The sequence below is a fragment of the Corynebacterium mustelae genome, from assembly GCF_001020985.1.
In the GTDB taxonomy this organism is placed as follows: domain Bacteria; phylum Actinomycetota; class Actinomycetes; order Mycobacteriales; family Mycobacteriaceae; genus Corynebacterium; species Corynebacterium mustelae.
On record NZ_CP011542.1, the window covers coordinates 1,087,020 to 1,107,700 of the forward strand.

The window sequence follows — 20,681 nt, forward strand, 5'->3', positions numbered from 1 at the left end:
CGCGCATGACGCACCAAGGTTCTGATGTTGTAATCGTAGGGGCGGCACGAACCCCATTTGGGAAGTTGCTGGGTGGACTATCGGATATCCCGGCCACACAGCTCGGCGCTATCGCTATCCGTGGCGCCTTGGAACAGGCGAAGGTGCCAGGGGATAAGGTCGACGCGGTGATCATGGGGCAAGTTCTCCAGGCGGGGGTGGGGCAAAATCCGGCTAAGCAGGCAGCACTTGGCGCGGGAATCCAGGAAGAGGCACACACCTTAACTATTAACAAGGTGTGTCTTTCCGGGCTGACTGCTGTTATCGACGCAGCCCGGCTACTTCGGACCGGCGAAGCTCAGGTAGTAGTTGCAGGTGGAATGGAATCCATGTCGCTTGCCCCGCACTTACTTGTAGGGGCCAGGCGGGGATATAAGTATGGGTCAGCGGCAACCGAAGATCACATGGCCTTCGATGCACTATCGGCCGCTGGTAGTGGCGAGTCCATGGGGGCGCTTACTGAATCCTTTAGTCTGACATATCCCCTGGATCGGCAGGAACAGGATGAATGTGCGGCCCGCTCGCATCAACGCGCACACGCTGCGCATGAAGCGGGGCTATTTGATGCTGAGATCGTTCCGGTACGGACTAAAGCGGGTGAACTGCGTGCCGACGAAGGTGTACGACCCGACTCATCCGTTTTAAGCCTAAGCGGTTTGCGGCCAGCTTTTACTCCAGACGGGACGATCACCGCCGGAAACTCATCTCAGATCACCGACGGTGCCGCAGCGTGTGTGTTAACCACTAGGGGCATGGCCGAAAAAACCGGCTGGCCGATATTGGCGACAGTGCGCGCGCCGGGCCAGATCGCTGGGCCGGATCATTCTTTACAGGCCAAGCCAGCACGTGCCCTTGAAGTGGCCCTGGCGCGGCAGGGGTGGGATATTGCCGACCTGGATGTAGTGGAGATTAATGAGGCCTTTGCTGCGGTGGCGATTTACAGTGCGAAGGAATTGGGAATTGATGTGGAAACTATTAATACGGAGGGGGGAGCGATTGCGTTGGGGCATCCGGTCGGCGCTTCGGGGGCTCGGTTGGTTGTTCATGCAGCTCACATGTTGCATCAAAAGCGCGGCACTAAGGCGGGGTTGGCATTGTGTGGGGGTGGTGGGCAAGGGGAAGCCTTGCTGTTAGAGGCATAAATATATGTTTTTTCGAAAACTCTAGTATTTCAACTTTGAAATAGTTATACTGTGACTCAGGTCGCAAGACATTGTTATCTGAAACACATAATCTGGCTTAAAATTTGGAGGTTTTCCATGACCCGTGAAGTCCACCACTATATCGGCGGTGACACCGTATCCGGCACGTCAAACCGCTTCGGTGATGTCTACAACCCAGCGGAGGGGGCAGTGCAGGCGCGGGTGGCATTGGCTACCCGCGACGAGGTGACCAAGGCGATTGATGTTGCCGCAGCCGCACAGCCAAAGTGGGCAGCAACTAACCCGCAACGCCGGGCACGCATCCTCGGAAAATTTGTCGAACTTATCCGGGAAAACATGGATGAACTGGCAGCTTTACTTTCCTCAGAGCACGGCAAAGTATTGGCCGACGCCAAGGGTGACATCGAACGTGGTTTGGACGTTTTGGAATTCGCGATGGGCGCACCGCATCTGCTCAAGGGTGAATACTCCGATTCGGTGGGCACCGGAATTGACACGTATTCCATGCGCCAGCCGCTTGGCGTTGTAGCTGGCATCACACCGTTCAATTTCCCAGCGATGATTCCATTGTGGAAGCTTGGCCCCGCGATCGCAGCTGGCAACGCGTTTATTCTCAAGCCGTCAGAGCGCTGCCCAAGCGTTCCGTTCCGGTTGGCGGAATTAGCTTCCGAAGCGGGGCTGCCCGATGGCATTTTCAACGTGGTAAATGGCGACCGTACCGCAGTTGATGCGCTGATGGAAGACCCTCGGGTACGCGCCTATGGCTTTGTTGGTTCCACACCAATTGCGCAGTCAATCTTCTCCCGGGCAGCAGAACTTGGCAAGCGGGCGCAATGCTTCGGTGGCGCAAAGAACCACTGCATTATCATGCCAGATGCTGATCTCGACCAGGTCGCTGACGCATTAGTCGGTGCAGCTTACGGTTCTGCTGGCGAGCGATGCATGGCACTATCGGTGGCATTGCCGGTAGGAAAAGAGACCGCAGACGTACTCGTCGAAAAGCTCACAGAGCGCATCGCCAACCTCAAGGTCGGCGCATACGACGACCCGAACGCCGACTACGGCCCGCTGGTTGGCCGCGACGCCCTCGACCGGGTACGTCGCTACATCGGCGAAGGCGTTGACGCCGGCGCTGAACTTGTCGTCGATGGCCGTGACTTGGTAGTACCAGGACATGAGGCGGGCTTCTTCATCGGCCCAAGCCTGTTCGATAACGTAACCGCCGATATGTCCATCTACACCGACGAAATCTTCGGCCCAGTGTTGTGTATCGTCCGCGTATCCGACTACGAAGAAGCCCTCAAGCTGGTCAACGACCACGAGTACGGCAATGGTGTGGCGATCATGACCAATAACGGTGGTGCCGCCCGCGACTTCGCCGCCCGGGTGCAGGTCGGCATGGTGGGTATCAACGTCCCCATCCCGGTGCCGATCGGCTACTACACCTTCGGTGGCTGGAAGGCATCCGGCTTCGGCGACCTCAACCAGCACGGTCCGGACGCGTTCCGCTTTTACACCAAGACCAAAACTGTCACCGAACGATGGCCTTCCGAACCGTCCACCGGCGCGAAGTTCATCATGCCGCTAGGTGACCAATCATGACCGATGCCCCAGAAGTCTTAACCGAAATTCGGGGTAAAGCGGGAATCATCATCCTCAACCGACCCAAGGCCATGAACGCACTCAACCACAACATGGTGGGGCTCATGGCGAAGGCTCTGAAGGATTACGAGGACAACGACGCCGTTGAACTTGTAATCCTTCAGGGGGCGGGGGAGCGAGGACTGTGCGCTGGCGGCGACATCATAGCCTTATATAACGATGCTCGTAATGACGGAGTTGAGGGCGCGAAGTTCTGGTACGACGAATACCACCTCAACCTCGCGATTTCCGAATACCCCAAGCCGTATGTGGCACTCATGGCCGGAATTGTCCTCGGCGGTGGCATTGGGGTCTCAGCTCATGGTTCCCACCGGATCGTTACCGATAACACTCGGGTGGGTATGCCAGAAACCGGCATTGGATTCGTACCCGATGTGGGTGGTTCGTACCTTTTGTCGCATGCCCCGGATAACCTGGGCATCCATTTGGGGCTCACCGGAATTCACGTTGGTGCACCGGAAGCAATCGCAGCAGAAATGGCGGATTACTACGTTCCGCAGGATGATCTCCCGGCGCTCGTCGATAAGCTGTGCGAAACCGGTTCCCCGGATGTTATCGCGGAATTTGCCCGCCCGGCAGGTGAAGCCTTTGACGGCAACCTATCGGAGATCACGGCCGCCTACCAGGCAGATTCCGTGGCCGAAATCCTCGAACATCTAGATGCCACAGATTCCGACTGGGCACGCGATGCCGCAAACCGGATTCGCCGCAACAGCCCAACTGCGGTGAAAGTCACCTTAGAATCCATCCGGCGCGCAGCGACCATGAGTCTTGCCGAAGCCTTGGAAGAAGAATATCGGGTCTCGAACAACATGCACCGGGAACCTGATTTCGTCGAAGGAGTGCGCGCCCAAGTGGTGGATAAAGACCGTAACCCCACATGGAATCCGGCCACACTTGATGACGTCAGCGACGAAAGCGTGGCGGCAATCATAGGTAATCTTCGCGACAACAGAATTCCGCCGCTGAACCTGACCTAGCGATAGGCGAACCAGCAAGCAACTACAGATAAGGAAAAAGTATGGCTAAAAACATAGCTTTCATCGGCCTGGGAAACATGGGTGGCCCAATGGCAGGAAACCTAGTCAAGGCTGGCTATACGGTCTACGGTTTCGACCCCGTCGAAGCTGCCCGCGATGCCGCTGAAGCTGCTGGTGTGATCCCCTGCACCACCGGCGTGGAAGCAGTGGCAGAAGCCGACGTTGTGATAACCATGCTGCCTAACGGCAACATCCTCAAAGCCGCTTACAGTGGTGACGACGGTTTCCTTAAAGCCGCACCTGTCGGGACACTCTTTATAGATTGCTCCACCGTGGATGTTGCCGACGCGAGGGAAGCCTCACAGATGGCTGCGGACGCAGGCCACCGGCCAGGCATCGACGCCCCAGTGTCGGGCGGTATTGTCGGGGCACAGAATGCCACCTTAACCTTCATGGTTGGGGCAAGCGACGAAGGATTTGTCGCTGCGAAACCAGTGTTAGAGGCGATGGGTAAAAACATCATCCATTGCGGTGAATCGGGCGCGGGTCAAGCGGTAAAAATCTGCAATAACATGGTGCTGGCCATTTCCATGATCGGGGTGTCAGAGGCATTTGTCTTGGCAGAATCCCTTGGCGTGGATCCCCAAGTATTCTTCGACGTCGCATCCACCGCAACCGCAAGCTGCTGGGCGCTTAATACAAACTGCCCAGTGCCGGGGCCGGTACCCACCAGCCCCGCGAACCGGGATTTCCAACCTGGTTTTGCCGGTGCATTGATGTCCAAGGATTTGGGATTAGCGGCAAACGCCATTTCGCAAACCGGCACGGATGCAAAGATGGGTAATCTGGCAGTGGAAATATATAAAGCGTTTGCCGACGGTGAGGGTGCCGCTAAAGATTTCTCTGGCATCATCAACACCATTCGGGAAAACTCTTAAAAGATAAGGTAGAAAACCGATGAGCGATTATGAGAATATCCTCGTTGAAACCCGGGGCCGGGTCGGGATTATCACCCTTAACCGGCCGAAAGCCCTCAACGCCCTCAACGACGCCACAATGCACGAGGTAGTTGCCGCCGCCCGCGCATTCGATACCGACATCAACATCGGATGCGTGGTGCTCACCGGCAGTGAAAAAGCCTTCGCCGCCGGTGCTGACATCAAAGAAATGTCGGAAAAAACCGCCACTGAAATGTATATGTCCAACTGGTTTAAAGGCTGGGAAGACCTCACCCGGCTGCGCACCCCGATCATTGCTGCCGTCAGTGGCTATGCGCTCGGCGGTGGTTGCGAACTGGCTATGATGTGCGATTTCATTATCGCCTCAGAAAGCGCAAAATTCGGCCAGCCGGAAATTAACCTGGGCGTCATCCCTGGAATGGGCGGCTCGCAACGGCTCACCCGCGCAATCGGTAAATCCAAAGCCATGGAAATGTGTCTGACTGGGCGAATGATGGGCGCAGATGAAGCTGAACGTTCCGGCCTGGTCGCCCGAGTAGTTCCGAATGAAGAATTGCTTGACGACGCCCTCACCACCGCCGAACTCATTGCATCCAAATCAAAGGTTGCGGCGATCATGGTGAAAGAAGTGGTCAACGCCGCTTTTGAAACTACGTTGGCGCAGGGCATCGATTTTGAACGTCGGGTATTCCACTCCGGATTCTCATCTCATGACCAGAAGGAAGGAATGGCTGCCTTCGTGGACAAACGGGACCCGAATTTCACCCATAGCTAAACCCTAATACATAGGCCACCACAGGTATTCACATGTTTGTGGTGGCTTTTGTATTCTTGGACAACGCCTAGCTGGATTCTGGTGTAAGTGTCGATTAACGGTTACTGATTGCCCTGATGTGTGGTGCCAGATGGGATTTCTCGAAGAACAGGAAGGTAACGAACCGCTGGGGTGGCCAAGAACCCGATGACGGCTATGGTGAAAACGGCTGCGAAACAATAGAAAGAAACCGCGGGTGAATAGATTTCAATGAGGATGCCAGAAATCCACATCCCTAGGGGCATAAAACCCATTGCGGTAACGACCATGATGGCAGTGGCTTTGCCCACATAGTGGTGCGGAACCGCGATGACAAAATATCCACTGAGCACCGCATTAAAACATGGCAATGCTAAGGCAAAACACCCAAATACCCCTGCGGCAGGTAGCCAACCATCAAGCCAGGGGGCAATAAGAAAAACCATGGCAAAAATAACGGCGCAGCAACACAGAATTACACCCCCGCGGACACGAGCGACGATCGCGGTTGCGATAAAAGAACCCAGCAATCCACATAAGCCATAGCTAGATTGAAACCACCCTAGCTGAGTGCTGCCGGTTGGATTGTGGGCGATCATCACATATACAGAATTGAGACTGCCTGACATTGCGAAATTTAAAATGGGTGTAAACCAGACAACCGTGCACAGCAGTGGATTGGATTTAATCCAGGTAATGACAACACGATAGTTACCTGTTGTGTCCAGTTCTAAATCATGAACCTGCGGTACGTGGACATAGGGAATGGAACGAAACATCCATGCAGCGAAAATATAGGTGATTAGGTCGAAACCGAAAGCTGCCGCTTTTTCGCGCGCGTATAACACTGCACCAACCAATGGGCCGCCCACAGTTCCAATGGAATAGCGCGTCTGATTAATAGCCATTGCTGTTCCTAGAAGTTCCGGCGGGATCATTCGTTTTATTACGGCACGTTCCGCAGGGGCGAAAAGCGCAGTGGCACTGCCCAACAGGAATGAAATCGCACATAAAAATCCCGCTGGTATAGTGCCAAGGAAATAATGCAGGCAGACAGCAGCCGTGGTGGTGATAAGCCCACACCAAACGGAGACGAAAATCGCCGATAGTGGATTGATTTTATCGATCCATGCACCAGCCGGAACTGACACCAATAAGGTGGCGATGACGCTAAGACTACTCACGGTTGCTGCAAGCGACGCGGAGCCAGTTGTGTCAAAGGTGTAGATAAAAAGCGCGAACGTAGAAACGCTGGAACCTAAAGTGCTGGCTGTTTGGCCAGCCATAAGGCGTCGATAAGCAGGAAACGCGAAAAGGTGTTTCCTAGACGCCATGTCACTTTTCGATGTTTTCGCCCAGCGCGTCCCGCAATGTGTTGCAGAGGGCGAATAGCTGGTCGCAGTCGTCAGAATCAAGCCCGAAGTCCGTGAAGAACTTGTTTAACTCAGGCGTGGCGGCGTTGACCAGGGTAATACCTTGATCGGTGATCGATACAAGGGTGCCCCGTCCGTCGTTGGGATCAGGGATGCGTTTTACTAAACCTTCCTTTTCCAACCGTCCCACGGTGTGCGTCACTGAGGCGGGCGGCACGTTGAGCCGGGTGCTTGCTTTTGACATGGGCAAAGCACCGGTGCGAGAGAACATTAGTAAGGCTAGCAACTCATAGCGGGAAAAACTGATACCAAACGGCTCAAGGATTTCTTCAGCACGATGCCGCAGCAACTGGGCTACCCGAATGGTGGCAGTGATGGTGGCCATGCCAGAGGCGGCATCCGCCCAGCCGTGGGCCTGCCAATTGCGTTTTGCTTCGGCAATGGAATCTATGGGGGAACGAGGCGTTGGCATTGTAGTCTCCGCTGCTCACTAATGATTGTAAAGTGGTGTAAAAAATTCTAAACCATGAAATTGAATGCACTAAACCGATAACAGTCGGTGATAGTGAAAAATCACCTCTTCTCGCGCCACTAGCGTTATGGTGGAGAAAGAGGTGAGGGGGACTGACTGGCTTAACCCTTCAGCGATGGGAAGTCGGCGTCACAGAATTCCGCGCCGACCTTTGCGGCATCTGGGTCATTAGCGTGGATTTCGATTTCCCGCTTGCGCAGATCAACGCGGCGGATCTTTCCGGACACAGTCTTAGGCAGGTCATGGAACTCCAAACGGCGAATGCGCTTATACGGTGCGAGTGCTTCGCGGCAGTGCTTGAGAATCGACTCAGCGGTTTCAGCAGTCGGTTCAAAACCGGCTGCCAGCACCACATATGCCTTAGGGACGGCGAGACGAATTGGGTCGGGCGACGGCACCACGGCGACCTCGGCCACGGCTTCGTGCTCAATGACTGCGGATTCCAACTCAAAGGGGGACAGTCGGTAATCGGAAGCTTTGAATACATCGTCGCCGCGGCCGATGTACGTGATGTACCCGTCTTCGTCCTGCTCCGCGATATCGCCGGAGTGGTAGAAACCATCCCGGAATGTATCAGCGTTTTTCTCTGGATCACCGAAATAACCGGGAGTGAGACCGACTGGGCGTGGATCAATGCGCATACAGATCTCGCCGTGGTTGGATACTTCACCGGTGACCGGATCAACCAAGACAACATCCATGCCTGGAAGTGGACGGCCCATCGAACCTGGTTTGACGGGCTGGCCTGGAGTGTTGGCAATCTGGACCGAGGATTCAGTTTGGCCGAAACCATCCCTGATGGTGGTTCCCCACGCCTTTTCAACCTGGGCGATCATTTCCGGATTGAGGGGTTCACCAGCCGCCACCAGCTTTGTAGGCGGTTTCTGTAGCCGGGAAAGGTCGGCCTGTGCAAGCATGCGCCACACCGTTGGTGGGGCGCAGAACGAGGTAACGCCTTCAGCATCCATGGTCGCCATCAGCGCAGCGGCGTCGAAACGCGCATAGTTGTAGAGGAACACGGTTGCACCTGCGATCCACGGGGCAAAGAAGTTTGACCATGCATGCTTGGCCCAGCCTGGTGCGGCCACATTCAAATGCACATCGCCTGGAGCCAACCCGATCCAATACATGGTTGTGAGATGACCTACTGGATAGGACGTGTGGGTGTGCTCCACCAGTTTTGCCTTGGACGTAGTGCCGGAGGTGAAATACAGCAACAGGGTTTCGTTAGCATCCGTTTCCTGGGTCGGGATGTAGGTTTCACTCGCGTTGTAGGAATCGGAGTACCGCAAGGTTGGGTGGGCATCTTGGGCATTTGGATCGTCACCGACCTGGATCACAGTAAAATCACCGGTGACGGCCTCGAATTTGGCGGCGTCGTCGCCGTTAGCAATGACCCAAGAAATATCTGCACGTTCGGTACGGTCCTGGAGGTCTGCTTCACCAAGCATGGCGGTGGCTGGGTTGAGGACAAAACCTGCTTTGATGCACGCCAACATGGATTCCCACAGCTCCACTTGGTTATTGAGCATGAGCATTACCCGATCGCCGCGTTCTACGCCTACTTCGGTGAGCCAATTGGCAAGCTGTGACGAGCGGCGTGACAGTTCGGCAAAGGTCCGGCGGGTTTGACTACCGTCGATTTCACAAATGACCAGAGCTTCGCGATCCCGATATGCTTCATCGGTGCCGAGGTAGTCGAACCAATCCAGTGCGAAGTTAAATTTTTCAAATCGGGGCCACTCGAATCCTGCGCGGGCGGCATCGTAATCTTCTCGGTTTTTAACGAGGAAGTCGCGAGCGGCTTTGAATTGTTCGGTGTTGGTTGTGGTTGCGTCAGTCATGTGGACTAAGACCCTCCTTGTGTGGTCAATTATTGGCCCGAGGCTAGAGCTAAAAATTGTGTGTGCTATGTCAGCCATAGCCAATAATGTGGCGTGCGTCTCACTTGACTATAGTTAAACTTCGAAATAAATGGGAGGGTTTTTGTCGGATTTTTTACACTTTTTTCTTAACCGCTGGTGATATGGCGGGCTAAGGGCATGATGTGGCCATATCGTCCGGAGTTTTTAAGGTGTATTAGTTGCCCGTTAGTCCATGAAGTAACAGGGTGCCGAACTGCCGATAAGCCTGGTGGGCGTCGATTAATTCCGAAAATACCCCCTGCTGGATTTGTTCGAGACCGGTGGCAATAAGGGCCGCAATGAAATCGGGATTTTCTGTATTAAAATCCCCGGTGGCGATTCCTTTCTCGATGAGATCGGCAATCTTTCTTGTTGCGGCTTTGGTGTTTGTGTCGTAGATTTCCCTGGCCACCGCCTCTTTAGCTAAATCCCGCATGAAGGCTGCACTCGCTGGTTCCAGCGCATTGCCAATCGCGTGAAAGTAGTTTTCAAGTGCGGATTTGGGTGACTTGTAGTTGCGCAGCGCTAGATCTGTGCGGCGAGTTACTTCCCGGAAGAAGCTAATAAGAATCCGTCGAATCACTTCATCTCGGCTACGTCCCAATGAGTAAATGGTCGATTTGGAGCAGTGAAATTTTTTCGTGGCACCATCAATGGTGAAGGTTTCAAAGCCGTCGGAAAGGAATGATTGAAGAATATCGCTAAATAGTGCCCGTTGTCTGGGGGTGAGGGTGGCGGGTGAATTGTCTGTATTTGAAGTTTCAAGCTGGGTTTTTGCGGTCATTGCTTCATTGTCGCATGGGGTAAATGTGAAAGAAAATTACAAAAAGTAGTGACGTGTACCATAGTTATCGGTACACTTGCACCCATAATCGTACTGCCGATGGGGTTGATTATTTTCTTCAGAGAGCATGGACCTGCGGCCCTCACCGACCGCTATGACACTAGAGCTTTCGGAGAACTCCCCACACGTATGGCGTGATTTCTTTATTTCCATAAACCACCCCATCTACCACAGAGTAAGGATTTTTTAAGCTCATGGCACCGATACTTTCCACCAGTCTTCCCGGCTGCGAGTACCTCGATAGCATTCCGTTCCCCCACGCAGATTTTTTCGGTGTAGCCGACCGGCTTACTCCAGAAGAACAGGAAAAGCTGCAGGAAATCCATACCTTCTTACAAACCGAAATCCGGCCCGTTGCAGGCGAATACTGGGACCGGGAAGAATTTCCGTTCCACCTTTTGGAAAAACTCGCCGACCTTGGTTTAGGGGAATTGGAATTTTCCGGCTATTCCCGCCTTTTCAAAGGCCTCGTTTACGCCGAAGTAACCCGGGCAGATGTGTCGCTTTCGGCGCTGGTGGGAATCCACAATGAACTGGTTCTGGAACTGGTCCACAACCTAGGTTCGGATGAACACCGCGACAGGTGGATTGCGGGTTTAAGAAAGTTCAAGAAGATTGGCTGCTTCGCGCTCACGGAACCAGACCACGGTTCTGATATTGCCGGTGGATTGGCCACCACTGCGACCCGCACAGACGAAGGTTGGGTAATCAACGGTAAGAAACGGTGGATTGGTGGCGGAACTTTCGCTGACTTTGCCATCGTTTTCGCTCGTGACGTTGCCGATGGCGAAGTGAAAGGTTTCATCGTTGAACTGGACCGACCTGGGGTAACCAAAGAGAAAATCGCCCGGAAAATGGGGCTCCGCATTATGCAAAATGCCGACCTTGGGTTCAATGATGTCGTCATTCCGCACGACAATCTGCTGCCTGGAGCGGAGTCTTTCAAAGCAACGAACACTTACCTGAAAAACTCCCGCGCCTGGGTGGGGTGGCAAGGTGCTGGCATTCAATTAGGGATTTTCGATAAAGCCCGCGAGTTCGCCCTAAAACGTGAACAGTTTGGAAAACCAATCGCGAAATTCCAATTGATCCAAGAGGCCCTTTCGAAGATCCTCGGCAACGCCACCGCATCTTTAAGCATGATGGCGCAGCTGGCATGGGTGCAGTCCGAAGGCAGGTTGGAAATGCCCTATGCGGCTTTGGCGAAAGCCACCACGACCAGATTGGCCCGCGAATCAGCCGCAGCGGGTCGTGCTATTGGTGGCGGTGACGGCATTTTAACCCAAAACGATCTGTCCAAAATGCTCAATGACGTGGAGATTCTCTTCACCTACGAAGGCACCTACGAAATTAATTCCCTCATCGTCGGCCGGGCGATCACCGGTCAGTCGGCATTCGTTTAAAAAAGAAAAGGTCTTTGACATGAAAGTTACTGATGGAAATTTCTCCGCAGTGGTCACCGGTGGTGCATCGGGTTTGGGCGCTGCCACTGCTCGTATGCTTGCCGACGCCGGGGTCACCGTTCTAGCCTTCGACTTAGAGTCTAGCATCGCCAAAGCGCGCGAAACCGGCACCGCCAAGGAGTCGATTACCTACCTGCCTATCGACGTCACCGATTTCGAACAGGTCAAGGCGGGTGTGGAACAAGCCGCCGCACTCGCACCACTTCGGGTGGCAGTCAACTGCGCCGGAATCTGCCCATCCATGCGAATCGTCGGCCGCAACGGCTCCCACGATCCGAAATTGTTCGCCACCACTATAAATGTCAACTTGATCGGCACCTTCAACGTGTTAAACGCGGCCGCCGGGGTAATGTCCAGCCAAGAACCTGTCGACGCCGATGGGCAACGCGGCGTGATCATTAATACCGCATCCGTCGCGGCATTTGAGGGGCAGATCGGCCAGGCCGCCTATGCGGCGTCGAAAGGCGGGGTGCATTCCCTCGCCATCTGTGCTGCCCGGGATCTTGCCGGGGTAGGGGTGCGGGTAGTCGCCATCGCGCCGGGCATTGTGGAAACCCCCATGATGGCGTCCATTTCCGACGAATACCGCACCGAACTGGAAAACTTGGTGCAATTCCCGAAGCGCATGGCCAAGCCGGAGGAATACGCGGCTCTGGTTGCCGCCATCGTTGACAACGGCTACCTCAACGGCGAAACCATCCGCATTGATGGCGCGCTGCGCATGCCGCCGAGGTGAAAATACAAAATACCGGCCATCTGTGAAACACGGATGGCCGGTATTTTGTATTAAGGCTTGTCGTCGCGCGACCTGCTGTAGACACCCATGACAAAGAGAATGAGTGTGCCTAACGCAACTAAATTCCCAAACTGTTCCCAATCGAACGTGTCATTGACACCAACCAGTTTCAGGACATACATATAAGCAACCATGCCAATAACCAACGTTGCCCACCGGAATAATAGGCTCTTCCACGAAACATTAATCGTCCACGACGATGAGTGATTCTCAGCCATACTTATGTCTCCTAATTACAGTGGTAACACCCCAGTGCCGCCAGTCTAGCGAAAGTTATACGCCACGCCGCCGCTTCCTGTGGCGTCGATAAGTAAAAACTTTCGGTTAGGTCGCGTGACCCCGGTAGGGCTCCAACCCCCAATACGGGAAAATCGACTTCGACGTGGCTACCATCGGCGCGCAGGCCGTATTCGTCATGATGCGTTCGGGGCGAAAATCCGCCAACCCTGCTTCCGCAGCCACATCACCTAAGGTCATATCGGAAGCGCAGCGGGCACGGTCCTGCCAGTTTGGCGGCAGTTTTGCGTGTAAGTCAAGCTCGGCACCCGCGACAGTAGCCAAGACCTGGGTCCACGCACGCGCCACCGAATCCCGATAGTAACCCCCACCACCAATTGCCACCCACTTGCCGCATGCGAATTTCTCCGCCCACCGGGCAACACTGCGATACGCCAGCGTCATGGCGTTGATGGACAAATCCAGATCAGCAAGTGGGTCGTTAACATGTGGATCAGCCCCATGCTGTGAAATGATGATTTCCGGACGAAACCGCTGCAACAGCGGTGGAATGATCCCATGCACCGCCTGCAGCCACTCAATATCCGTGACATGGCGGGGCAGTGCGATATTAATCGCAGTGCCAGCCGCTTCACTACCACCGATATCGTGGGCAAAACCTGTGTGCGGAAACAGATACAACCCGGACTCATGCACGGAAAACGTCAATACACGTGGATCATTCCAAAACATTTCCTCAACGCCGTCGCCGTGGTGGGCATCCAAATCGATATAAGCTACCCGAGAGGCACCATTATCCAACAACCACTGGATCGCGGCACCCGCATCGTTATACATGCAAAAACCACGCTGGGCATGCGCACTAGCATGGTGTAATCCACCCGAGAGATTCACGGCACGGCTATGGCTTCCCAACCACACCGCCTGGGTGGCGGCAACAGTGGCGCCGACCACCCGAGCCGCCACTTTCGGCAACTCCGGCACCACCGGGTGCTCGTGGTCACCGATACCCGCCTCGGGGTGCGGCTCGCCTGACTGTAGCGCCGCAATGTAGTCGTCAGAATGCACTAACCGGACGTATTCGTCGCAATCACCGGGTGGTTCGACAATATCGAATAGATCTAACACCCCGAAGTGCTCCGAAAGCTCCATGGCAAGCCGCACCCGATCCGGACCCATCGGGTGGTCGTCACCAAAGGAATATTCCAATAACTCAGCGGTATGAACTAAAAGCGGTTTCGGTGACGTCATGGTCATCCTCCTCACACCTTTTGGCAGATTCTGTGGTTTTGGTAGTGTGAACGCCGTCAGGTTTGTGCTTAAAAACCCAGGGCTTAAAAAGTTGGTAGAGATAATTAACCGAAAAACAACCCGGCTACAAGGAACGCGTAAGCGGATCGCGTTCAGCAGCAAGCGGTGCCACCCGAAGCCTGGCACCTACTATCGCAGTATCATCGATACCTGCAATCACTGGATTTAATTCCACCTCCACGATCGAAGCAATATCGTCTTTGAGCTGGGAAACCTTCATAATGACCTGTTCCAAGGTGTCTAATCGGCTTGGTTTCGTCCCTCGATAGCCATGCAACAGTGGTGCAGCAGACAACCCGTCCAGCATGCTACGGGCGTCGATTCGGCGAACTGGCGGCACCCGCCACGACAAGTCCCCCAACAAGTCAGTGGAAATACCGGCGATTCCAGCCGAGATCATTGGGCCCAATACTGGGTCTTCAATTGCAGATATGGTCAGCGATGCGCCTGGTTTCACCGTGGGTTGAACGACCGGCAGCAATGCGGCGGGAGAATCATCCGTGGCATCGGCGACTCCAAGGTTATGCGCCAAGTCTGTAAGCGACGCCCACGCTTGACGCATCATATCCGCATCGGCGATATGGCGAATAACGGCGTTTAATTCCGGCCGCCCCCGAACCACCGGATGCACTGACTTCAACACCACATTCCAGCCATATTCCTCTGCAGCTTTGATTGCAGCATCCACCGAATTCACTGGCTGCCACGGCACGATATTGATTCCATAAGCAGAAAGAATCTGTGATGTCTCTGCATCAGTTGCCCACCGACCATCAGGCGAATCAGCAACAATGCCAGCCACGATCTCTTTCACCTGCGCACTATCACCGGTTCCTAATTCATCATCAGGATGAGGCCGAGCCGCAGCACGCAACCGTTCGTTATCGACAATCGCGGATACAGCTTCTAGCGCATCAGCGTAGGTGGTATACACCGGCAATTGCCCGAAGGTTTCTTCCTCATCAGCCACCGAAGGCGTAAACTCCCGAAAACCGACGAATGTCGCCATCAACGGTGTGCCAGTGCCGGCGGCAGCCAACGTGCTTAGGCCTTGCCAGGCACGTTCTAAAACCGGTTCGTTGATTTCCACAATGCCGGTGAACACCAGATCTGTCCGGGGATCATCAAGAGCCGCCTCGGTTTGGTCGATAATGCCCAACGGGTCACCAGTGACGGTTATCGAGGTGGGGGAGAACCCGAACCGCTCTGCGGACTGTCGCATTTGTTCGCTAAGACCCGCCGAATTAGAAATCAAAGTAATACATCGCCCCTTGGGCACTGGCTGCCTAGCTAAGAACTGGGCGATGTCATACATTCCATCGCGCCGGGTGACAACCATGGCACCAGTTTCTCGGATTACTTTATCCAATGCATCAGGTGAGGCGGTGGTTAATCCTTCTAGCTCGTAATGGCGAGCAGATTTCAACGCCCGCGATGGAATAAACACCACCACGTATTTTTCTAAGGCTAACCGGCGCAATACCCGAAAAAACTTTCGTGGGTTTCCAACAACATCAAGGGAGAGCAAACAAATCTTGGTGCGTTCGTCATCCGCCCAAAACTGGATCACGTCGTTGCCGGTCACATCGGCGAAGGAACCAGCCGAGATAAATGAACTAAGACCGCTGCCGCGACTAAGAGCGTGCGATAGCGTAAGCGTTGCCACCCCAGCGGATTGAGTGAACAATCCAATCGAGCCGCGTTTGGGCATCGGGGCAGGAGAAGCATTAAGTCGCACATTGGGATCAGTATTGATAAGCCCCAAGGCGGCTGGTCCTAAAGCGCGCAGGCCGTAGGATCTGGCCTGCTGGATGAAGTTAACTGTGTCTTCCCGGGAGACTTTGGGGTTGTGTCCTTGGGCTAAGAATACGACACCAACGGCGTTTTTTTCGGCGGCGGCTGCCAAAATGTCGTCGACATGGCTTGCGTCGTGGCTCATAACTACCAAGTCAATGTCGCCGACGATGGTGCGTAGGTGTTCAGCTGCTGTCATCGAATCGTGATCGTGGGTGGCGATGTGGATTTGCCCCGAGAACCTTGCGGAAACGATCTGTGGGACGATGCGCTGAAGATCGTCGACGTCGCCCACAATTGCCACGGATGTGGGGTTTAATAGTCGCCTAATGGAGCTGGCTTCCGCGCGTAGCTCCCGGCGCTCCATTACTTCCTTCGAGGTAGCAGAGGCCTCGATGGGGAAATCGACGACGATAAAGCCGTCTTCCAACTCGGGTTTAACCTCATAGCCAGCTCGGATGAACACTTGAACCATCGAGCGGTTCTCGGTCAGGATCTCCGCAAAGAACCGCTCGATTTCGCATTCCCGGCCAATCTGGGCCAGGTGCTCCAACAGGATATTGCCAGCCCCTCTACCATGATGATCGTCTTGGACTAGAAACGAAACATCTGCCACTCGGGCAGGCAAGAATTGCTCGACGACTTCGTAGCGGGCGGTGGCGACGATTTTTTCGCGTTCTATTAGTACCAAAGTGACTGAGTTGTGAAAATCGATGTCTAGCCATTGCTTAAGATCATCATCAGACAGTGTGGGGTGAGTGGAGAAAAACCGCAGGTATTTTGATTTTGGTGAGACCCGGGCGTAAAACTTGATTATTTCCTCCCGGTCATTAGGGCGGATGGGGCGTAAAGTCGCGATGCCACCGTCATTGAGGATGACGTCGGCTTCCCAGTGCTTGGGGGCGGTGGGCATAGGTAGATCACATCCTACTGCTAGATTTTGTGATCTATACTACATTCTCTAAAAGTATTTCGGTGTTGAAATAACTTAGGAATTTTCTAAATTTATTCAACGGGTGGCAGGTGTATCGACGGGGGTAAAAAACTTGCTGTAAATCTGCGTTTTCCGCTGTTTGGGGGCTATTTTATAACAAAGCGGCATACTTTTGATTTTCAAGTTCCTAGTGCTGTCAGTTTTATGACAAAGTAAGGGGCATGATTCGCCGTTTATTCACCGCAGCCACATTGGCTGTAGCCGTAGCATTTAGTGGCGCTCCACTTGCCGCCGCGCAACCGCTGCCTGGAAGCAGCACTGTTCAGTTTGTACTTCCTAATGATGTTTTGGCTTTCGCGGATCAACATCACATTGTGGTGCCAGAGCAACTTCGCCCTGACGATACTCCAGTGTTAACCTCCGACTTGCGGGCACGATTGAAGTCTGCCACCGAGAAACACCTCACCCAGTCTGGGCATAAACTAGATCTTCATGCGCAGGCGATTGCTCAGGAATGGGCTCAGCAGGCGGTTAGCGGTCAGGTGGTTTTCTACGGAAACGCTGGTGACGGAGTTACTCACCTGGATAAAGGAAGCGGAAACGTTTACAAGATGACCCCAGCTGAGGCAGAAGCTCACATTGCATGGCTCAGCCGAACCCCGAATGATTTGCCAGGCGGTAAGCACTTTGGTGTTGCAACGGCTGCTAAAAGTGGGCATGTTTATTTGGTGGAGTACTTCCTGAACTAAAGACGTCACGACGAAATGGTGGTTCCTTTGTGTAAAAGGAGCCACCATTTTGCTGTTGACCCTATCCGGGTGGGAAAGCTGCACGATTGTGACATAGTTTCCGGCAAATCGCTGTAACTAACCACCATTTATAAAATTGCTTGGTTACACTTTTAGCTTGCACAACCCAAGTTTGATAATCATCTATTCCAATCGGAAAGCGGCCTTGCTGCATGGCTGGCTCGTCGTGACGCAAGCCGGAGCGAACGCTGCGGTCGGTAAACGGGGCCACGACATATGCCGAATGGGACGGGGAGGAAAGGCGCTTAACACATGCGAAAGCCACTGATCGTGCCGGTTGCGGTCATCACAGCAACCGGGATGGCATTCCCACCAGTAAGCCAGGCAGATCCCACTGCCGGGCAACCAGAGAGGGTGTGCGCTAATAAGATGCTTCTGCACGAAGGCACCACTGCGTTGCGAGTGGAGCGTATCGACGATAGCTTTACCCTGAAACTGCAAGACGAAACTTCGCATTACCACCCTGAAACCCAAATGCGGGAAGTAGAAGATGTGGTTATCGGTATTAAAGACAACAGTTACCTTGAGCGCACTGAAATGGAATTAGGTGACTCGAATCTGGATTTTCTGGGACCCGTGGGGGGACGGTTCTACAAAATGAGTGACGGGACGGGTGGTCGGGTTCACGTTGAATTTGATACCACCGCCTTGGATTTTGCCCAGCACAATAACAAGGTCACGACCCATCTTGATCCAGTTTCCATGCCAACCGATACGTCTTTCGGCATCTACTTGTATATCTCGTCTCGGGTGGAGCGGGAAGTACTCGTTGACTCGTTGCGAAGCGACTACAGTTTCGACACGAAAAAGCCAGACCAGAATTCCTTTGCCTGGGGGTTCTCGAAGCCCGGTGTCTATACATTTGACGCGTACTACAGTGCTGGAACCCCGACGGGTGGCAAGATTCAAAGCCCGAAGAAGCGGCTTACGATCGTCGTTGGCGACGAGTACTTTAATAGGTGCAAGCAGGTAGCACTTCCGGAATCGGAGGCTAATAATCCGGTGCCAACGGAGACCACCCAGCCGAATTTCAACACGGACACAATCAATCCCAGCCAACCGGATACGCCGAAGGCGAAGGATAAATCTTCGTCCCAGGCATTGGCCAAAATCTTTGGCGTCCTCGGCGGCGCTTTAACCACGGTGTGGGAGTTTATCCGCAAGGTTTTTGCCTAGTTTCCCGCCTGTTTTCACAGAGTGCGTAACTGCTTAGAATCTGTATAAGTGCAGCCGCTGCCCCAGATACCTCATGAAGCTTGACGGCCAGGCCGCTGGCTGTCAAGCATAACAGCGTCCCGGTGATCAGTCCGCCACCATGGGGAATAGTTCAAATTCAGGGTGTTCTTTCTCAATGAACGCCAATTTCCACTTGTCGCCAAACAGTGCGACCAATTCACCATCGGCGCGGGTGAAGATTTCTACGCCGCGCTGTTTACCCAATTCCGGTGCGGTTGCTGCGGTAGTGCGGCGAGCCACTGAATAGGGGATGGGATCGGCTACAGTTTCGACGTTATATTCGTTTTCCATGCGGGCCATCATGACTTCAAACTGCATGGGACCCACAGCGGCCATGACAGGTGCGGCATCGCCACGTGCATCGTTGCGCAGGATTTGTACCACGCCCTCAGCGGCAAGTTGATCCAAGGCCTTGCGGAATTGCTTGTACTTGCCCAGGCTTTTTGCCCGCAATGTGCGGAAATGTTCCGGAGCGAATTGCGGCATGGGTGGGAACTGAACTTTTCGTCCGGCATAGATGGTGTCGCCTGGTGCGAGTGAACCGGCATTGACCAACCCCACAATATCGCCAGGGAAGGCGGTTTCGACGGTCGACCGGGTGCGGCCGAACACGGTCAGTGCGTATTTCGTGGAGAAACTGCGGCCAGATTGGGCGTGAGTCACCTGCATTCCTCGGTCGAATTCTCCGGATACAATGCGCATAAATGCCAAGGAATCGCGGTGGTTTTTGTCCATGCCTGCTTGAACTTTGAATACCACGCCGGAAAAGTCAGCGTTGATGTCGCGGTGGGAATCGATAGCGCTGGTCGCCTGCGCCACGGCAGTCGGGTCTGAGTCGCGGCCAGCTGGAGCTGGGGCGAGTGCGCACAACGTATCGAGGATTTGGTGGACACCGAAGTTAAGCATCGCGGAGGCGAAAATTAACGGCGATGTGGTGCATTCGAGGAAGAGTTCTTGGTCGTGGAGTGCCCCGTCGGCGGCGAGTAACTCGACTTCTTCCGCGGCAGTGTCCCACACATCTGATTCTTTCGATTGTGCTTCTTCCGGACTGTAGTGTTCCTCTGGTGCGATGGTCGAGCCGCCTGCTGTGCGTAAGAAGTGGATGTATTCTTCCGCTTCGCCGTCGTCATTGATGCGGGCTAATCCCCGGAAGTCGCCAGCTTCGCCAACTGGCCAGAAAAGCGGGGTGGGTTGCAGTCCGATTTCGGTGACAATTTCGTCGACAAGCTCTAGCGGGCTGCGCCCAGGGCGGTCCCACTTGTTAATAACGGTGATGATGGGAAGTCCGCGTGCCTTACATACTCGAAAGAGTTTTAAGGTTTGGGGCTCTAGGCCTTTAGCCGCGTCGATAAGCATAACCGCTGCATCGACGGCGGTAAGTACTCGGTAGGTGTCTTCAGAAAAATCAGCGTGGCCTGGGGTGTCCACAAGGTTGATCATGTAGGGTTCGCCTTGATGCCCATCAGGTGCATATTCGAATTGCAGTGCGGAGGAAGCGATCGAGATTCCCCGGTCTTTTTCCATTTCCATCCAGTCGGAAACGGTGGCTTTTCGTCCAGCTTTACCGTGGACAGCGCCAGCTTCGGAAATGACATGGGCGTGTAATGCGAGCGCTTCGGTCAGAGTGGATTTACCAGCATCAGGGTGGGCGATGACAGCAAAAGTGCGACGACGGGCGGCCTCGGCGGTTGTGGACATGGGTTCCTTTCAAAGATCAGTGCTTTCTACACAATAGTGCATTGCCAGATCATCGGTTATGTCCGTAAAAGAATGCCTAGATGGTGGAAGCACGTGAGCTTTTCGACGCTTAAGGGCGCCGCGGGTTGCAGGGAAAGCGAATAAACCAACGCTG

The 20,681-nt window shown here is 54.1% G+C and carries 17 protein-coding genes; 9 read left to right on the forward strand and 8 right to left on the reverse strand.

Translation table 11 applies throughout. The features are described from left to right. Positions 1 to 5 precede the first annotated feature (5 nt). The 5 genes from CMUST_RS05115 to CMUST_RS05135 all read left to right on the forward strand — a co-directional run bounded on the left by CMUST_RS05115 (position 6) and on the right by CMUST_RS05135 (position 5,578). Positions 6 to 1,181 (forward strand): acetyl-CoA C-acyltransferase, encoded by a 1,176-nt coding sequence (locus CMUST_RS05115; protein WP_047261611.1) that lies wholly within the window; start codon positions 6 to 8, stop codon positions 1,179 to 1,181. 117 nt (positions 1,182 to 1,298) lie between these two features. Next, positions 1,299 to 2,804 (forward strand): CoA-acylating methylmalonate-semialdehyde dehydrogenase, encoded by a 1,506-nt coding sequence (locus tag CMUST_RS05120; protein ID WP_047261612.1) that lies wholly within the window; start codon positions 1,299 to 1,301, stop codon positions 2,802 to 2,804. Further along, entirely contained in the window at positions 2,801 to 3,844 is a 1,044-nt protein-coding gene (locus tag CMUST_RS05125; RefSeq protein ID WP_047261613.1) for an enoyl-CoA hydratase/isomerase family protein, read from the forward strand. The genes CMUST_RS05120 and CMUST_RS05125 overlap by 4 nt, the downstream gene beginning before the upstream one ends. Before the next feature lie 41 nt (positions 3,845 to 3,885). After that, positions 3,886 to 4,782: a 3-hydroxyisobutyrate dehydrogenase gene (gene mmsB, locus CMUST_RS05130; protein ID WP_047261614.1), complete on the forward strand. Its 897-nt coding sequence runs from the start codon at positions 3,886 to 3,888 to the stop codon at positions 4,780 to 4,782. Positions 4,783 to 4,801: 19 nt separating this feature from the next. Further along, positions 4,802 to 5,578 carry an enoyl-CoA hydratase gene (locus tag CMUST_RS05135; RefSeq protein WP_047261615.1) on the forward strand — a complete coding sequence of 259 codons (777 nt, stop codon included), beginning with the start codon at positions 4,802 to 4,804 and terminating at the stop codon, positions 5,576 to 5,578. A gap of 101 nt (positions 5,579 to 5,679) precedes the next feature. Here the strand turns inward: CMUST_RS05135 and CMUST_RS05140 are convergent, their stop codons facing one another. From CMUST_RS05140 to CMUST_RS05155, 4 genes are all read right to left on the reverse strand, one after another. Further along, positions 5,680 to 6,930: an MFS transporter gene (locus CMUST_RS05140; RefSeq protein ID WP_047261616.1), complete on the reverse strand. Its 1,251-nt coding sequence runs from the start codon at positions 6,928 to 6,930 to the stop codon at positions 5,680 to 5,682. A gap of 1 nt (position 6,931) precedes the next feature. After that, on the reverse strand, positions 6,932 to 7,441 hold the full coding sequence (locus CMUST_RS05145; protein WP_047261617.1) for a MarR family winged helix-turn-helix transcriptional regulator: 510 nt from the start codon (positions 7,439 to 7,441) through the stop codon (positions 6,932 to 6,934). Positions 7,442 to 7,602: 161 nt separating this feature from the next. Next, positions 7,603 to 9,345: an AMP-binding protein gene (locus tag CMUST_RS05150; RefSeq protein WP_047261618.1), complete on the reverse strand. Its 1,743-nt coding sequence runs from the start codon at positions 9,343 to 9,345 to the stop codon at positions 7,603 to 7,605. Positions 9,346 to 9,580: 235 nt separating this feature from the next. Continuing rightward, complete coding sequence (locus CMUST_RS05155; RefSeq protein WP_047261619.1) at positions 9,581 to 10,189, reverse strand: TetR/AcrR family transcriptional regulator; 609 nt, start codon at positions 10,187 to 10,189, stop codon at positions 9,581 to 9,583. 254 nt (positions 10,190 to 10,443) lie between these two features. On the opposite strand from CMUST_RS05155, the gene CMUST_RS05160 reads away from it, so the two are divergent. Further along, entirely contained in the window at positions 10,444 to 11,652 is a 1,209-nt protein-coding gene (locus CMUST_RS05160; RefSeq protein WP_047261620.1) for an acyl-CoA dehydrogenase family protein, read from the forward strand. Positions 11,653 to 11,671: 19 nt separating this feature from the next. Beyond that, on the forward strand, positions 11,672 to 12,448 hold the full coding sequence (locus CMUST_RS05165) for an SDR family NAD(P)-dependent oxidoreductase (RefSeq protein WP_047261621.1): 777 nt from the start codon (positions 11,672 to 11,674) through the stop codon (positions 12,446 to 12,448). Positions 12,449 to 12,498: 50 nt separating this feature from the next. Here CMUST_RS05165 and CMUST_RS05170 read toward each other — a convergent pair whose 3' ends face one another. The 3 genes from CMUST_RS05170 to CMUST_RS05180 all read right to left on the reverse strand — a co-directional run bounded on the left by CMUST_RS05170 (position 12,499) and on the right by CMUST_RS05180 (position 16,763). Then, a complete protein-coding gene (locus CMUST_RS05170) occupies positions 12,499 to 12,726 on the reverse strand; it encodes a hypothetical protein (protein ID WP_047261622.1) in 228 nt (75 codons plus the stop codon). A gap of 106 nt (positions 12,727 to 12,832) precedes the next feature. Beyond that, a complete protein-coding gene (locus CMUST_RS05175; protein WP_047263395.1) occupies positions 12,833 to 13,996 on the reverse strand; it encodes an acetoin utilization protein AcuC in 1,164 nt (387 codons plus the stop codon). Positions 13,997 to 14,120: 124 nt separating this feature from the next. After that, a complete protein-coding gene (locus CMUST_RS05180; protein WP_047261623.1) occupies positions 14,121 to 16,763 on the reverse strand; it encodes a GNAT family N-acetyltransferase in 2,643 nt (880 codons plus the stop codon). Between the two features lie 242 nt (positions 16,764 to 17,005). Between CMUST_RS05180 and CMUST_RS05185 the strand changes: the two genes are divergently transcribed. Both CMUST_RS05185 and CMUST_RS05190 read left to right on the forward strand, forming a co-directional pair. Continuing rightward, on the forward strand, positions 17,006 to 17,533 hold the full coding sequence (locus CMUST_RS05185; RefSeq protein ID WP_236690163.1) for a hypothetical protein: 528 nt from the start codon (positions 17,006 to 17,008) through the stop codon (positions 17,531 to 17,533). A 312-nt stretch (positions 17,534 to 17,845) separates the two neighbouring features. Then, positions 17,846 to 18,769, forward strand: a complete 924-nt coding sequence (locus CMUST_RS05190) for a choice-of-anchor M domain-containing protein (protein WP_047261624.1) — start codon at positions 17,846 to 17,848, stop codon at positions 18,767 to 18,769. Between the two features lie 126 nt (positions 18,770 to 18,895). Here CMUST_RS05190 and CMUST_RS05195 read toward each other — a convergent pair whose 3' ends face one another. Next, positions 18,896 to 20,527, reverse strand: coding sequence for a peptide chain release factor 3 (locus CMUST_RS05195; protein WP_047261625.1), 1,632 nt, complete (start codon positions 20,525 to 20,527; stop codon positions 18,896 to 18,898). Between the last annotated feature and the right edge of the window lie 154 nt (positions 20,528 to 20,681).

What these genes read in the sequence shown, in the direction of transcription:
- CMUST_RS05175 (WP_047263395.1), bottom strand. Translation starts at nt 13,996, where the DNA reads ATGACGTCACCGAAACCGCTTTTAGTTCATACCGCTGAGTTATTGGAA.
- CMUST_RS05185 (WP_236690163.1), top strand. Translation starts at nt 17,006, where the DNA reads ATGATTCGCCGTTTATTCACCGCAGCCACATTGGCTGTAGCCGTAGCA.
- CMUST_RS05125 (WP_047261613.1), top strand. Translation starts at nt 2,801, where the DNA reads ATGACCGATGCCCCAGAAGTCTTAACCGAAATTCGGGGTAAAGCGGGA.
- CMUST_RS05190 (WP_047261624.1), top strand. Translation starts at nt 17,846, where the DNA reads ATGCGAAAGCCACTGATCGTGCCGGTTGCGGTCATCACAGCAACCGGG.
- CMUST_RS05160 (WP_047261620.1), top strand. Translation starts at nt 10,444, where the DNA reads ATGGCACCGATACTTTCCACCAGTCTTCCCGGCTGCGAGTACCTCGAT.
- mmsB (WP_047261614.1), top strand. Translation starts at nt 3,886, where the DNA reads ATGGCTAAAAACATAGCTTTCATCGGCCTGGGAAACATGGGTGGCCCA.
- CMUST_RS05135 (WP_047261615.1), top strand. Translation starts at nt 4,802, where the DNA reads ATGAGCGATTATGAGAATATCCTCGTTGAAACCCGGGGCCGGGTCGGG.
- CMUST_RS05150 (WP_047261618.1), bottom strand. Translation starts at nt 9,345, where the DNA reads ATGACTGACGCAACCACAACCAACACCGAACAATTCAAAGCCGCTCGC.
- CMUST_RS05195 (WP_047261625.1), bottom strand. Translation starts at nt 20,527, where the DNA reads ATGTCCACAACCGCCGAGGCCGCCCGTCGTCGCACTTTTGCTGTCATC.
- CMUST_RS05155 (WP_047261619.1), bottom strand. Translation starts at nt 10,189, where the DNA reads ATGACCGCAAAAACCCAGCTTGAAACTTCAAATACAGACAATTCACCC.
- CMUST_RS05120 (WP_047261612.1), top strand. Translation starts at nt 1,299, where the DNA reads ATGACCCGTGAAGTCCACCACTATATCGGCGGTGACACCGTATCCGGC.
- CMUST_RS05115 (WP_047261611.1), top strand. Translation starts at nt 6, where the DNA reads ATGACGCACCAAGGTTCTGATGTTGTAATCGTAGGGGCGGCACGAACC.
- CMUST_RS05170 (WP_047261622.1), bottom strand. Translation starts at nt 12,726, where the DNA reads ATGGCTGAGAATCACTCATCGTCGTGGACGATTAATGTTTCGTGGAAG.
- CMUST_RS05180 (WP_047261623.1), bottom strand. Translation starts at nt 16,763, where the DNA reads ATGCCCACCGCCCCCAAGCACTGGGAAGCCGACGTCATCCTCAATGAC.
- CMUST_RS05165 (WP_047261621.1), top strand. Translation starts at nt 11,672, where the DNA reads ATGAAAGTTACTGATGGAAATTTCTCCGCAGTGGTCACCGGTGGTGCA.
- CMUST_RS05145 (WP_047261617.1), bottom strand. Translation starts at nt 7,441, where the DNA reads ATGCCAACGCCTCGTTCCCCCATAGATTCCATTGCCGAAGCAAAACGC.
- CMUST_RS05140 (WP_047261616.1), bottom strand. Translation starts at nt 6,930, where the DNA reads ATGGCGTCTAGGAAACACCTTTTCGCGTTTCCTGCTTATCGACGCCTT.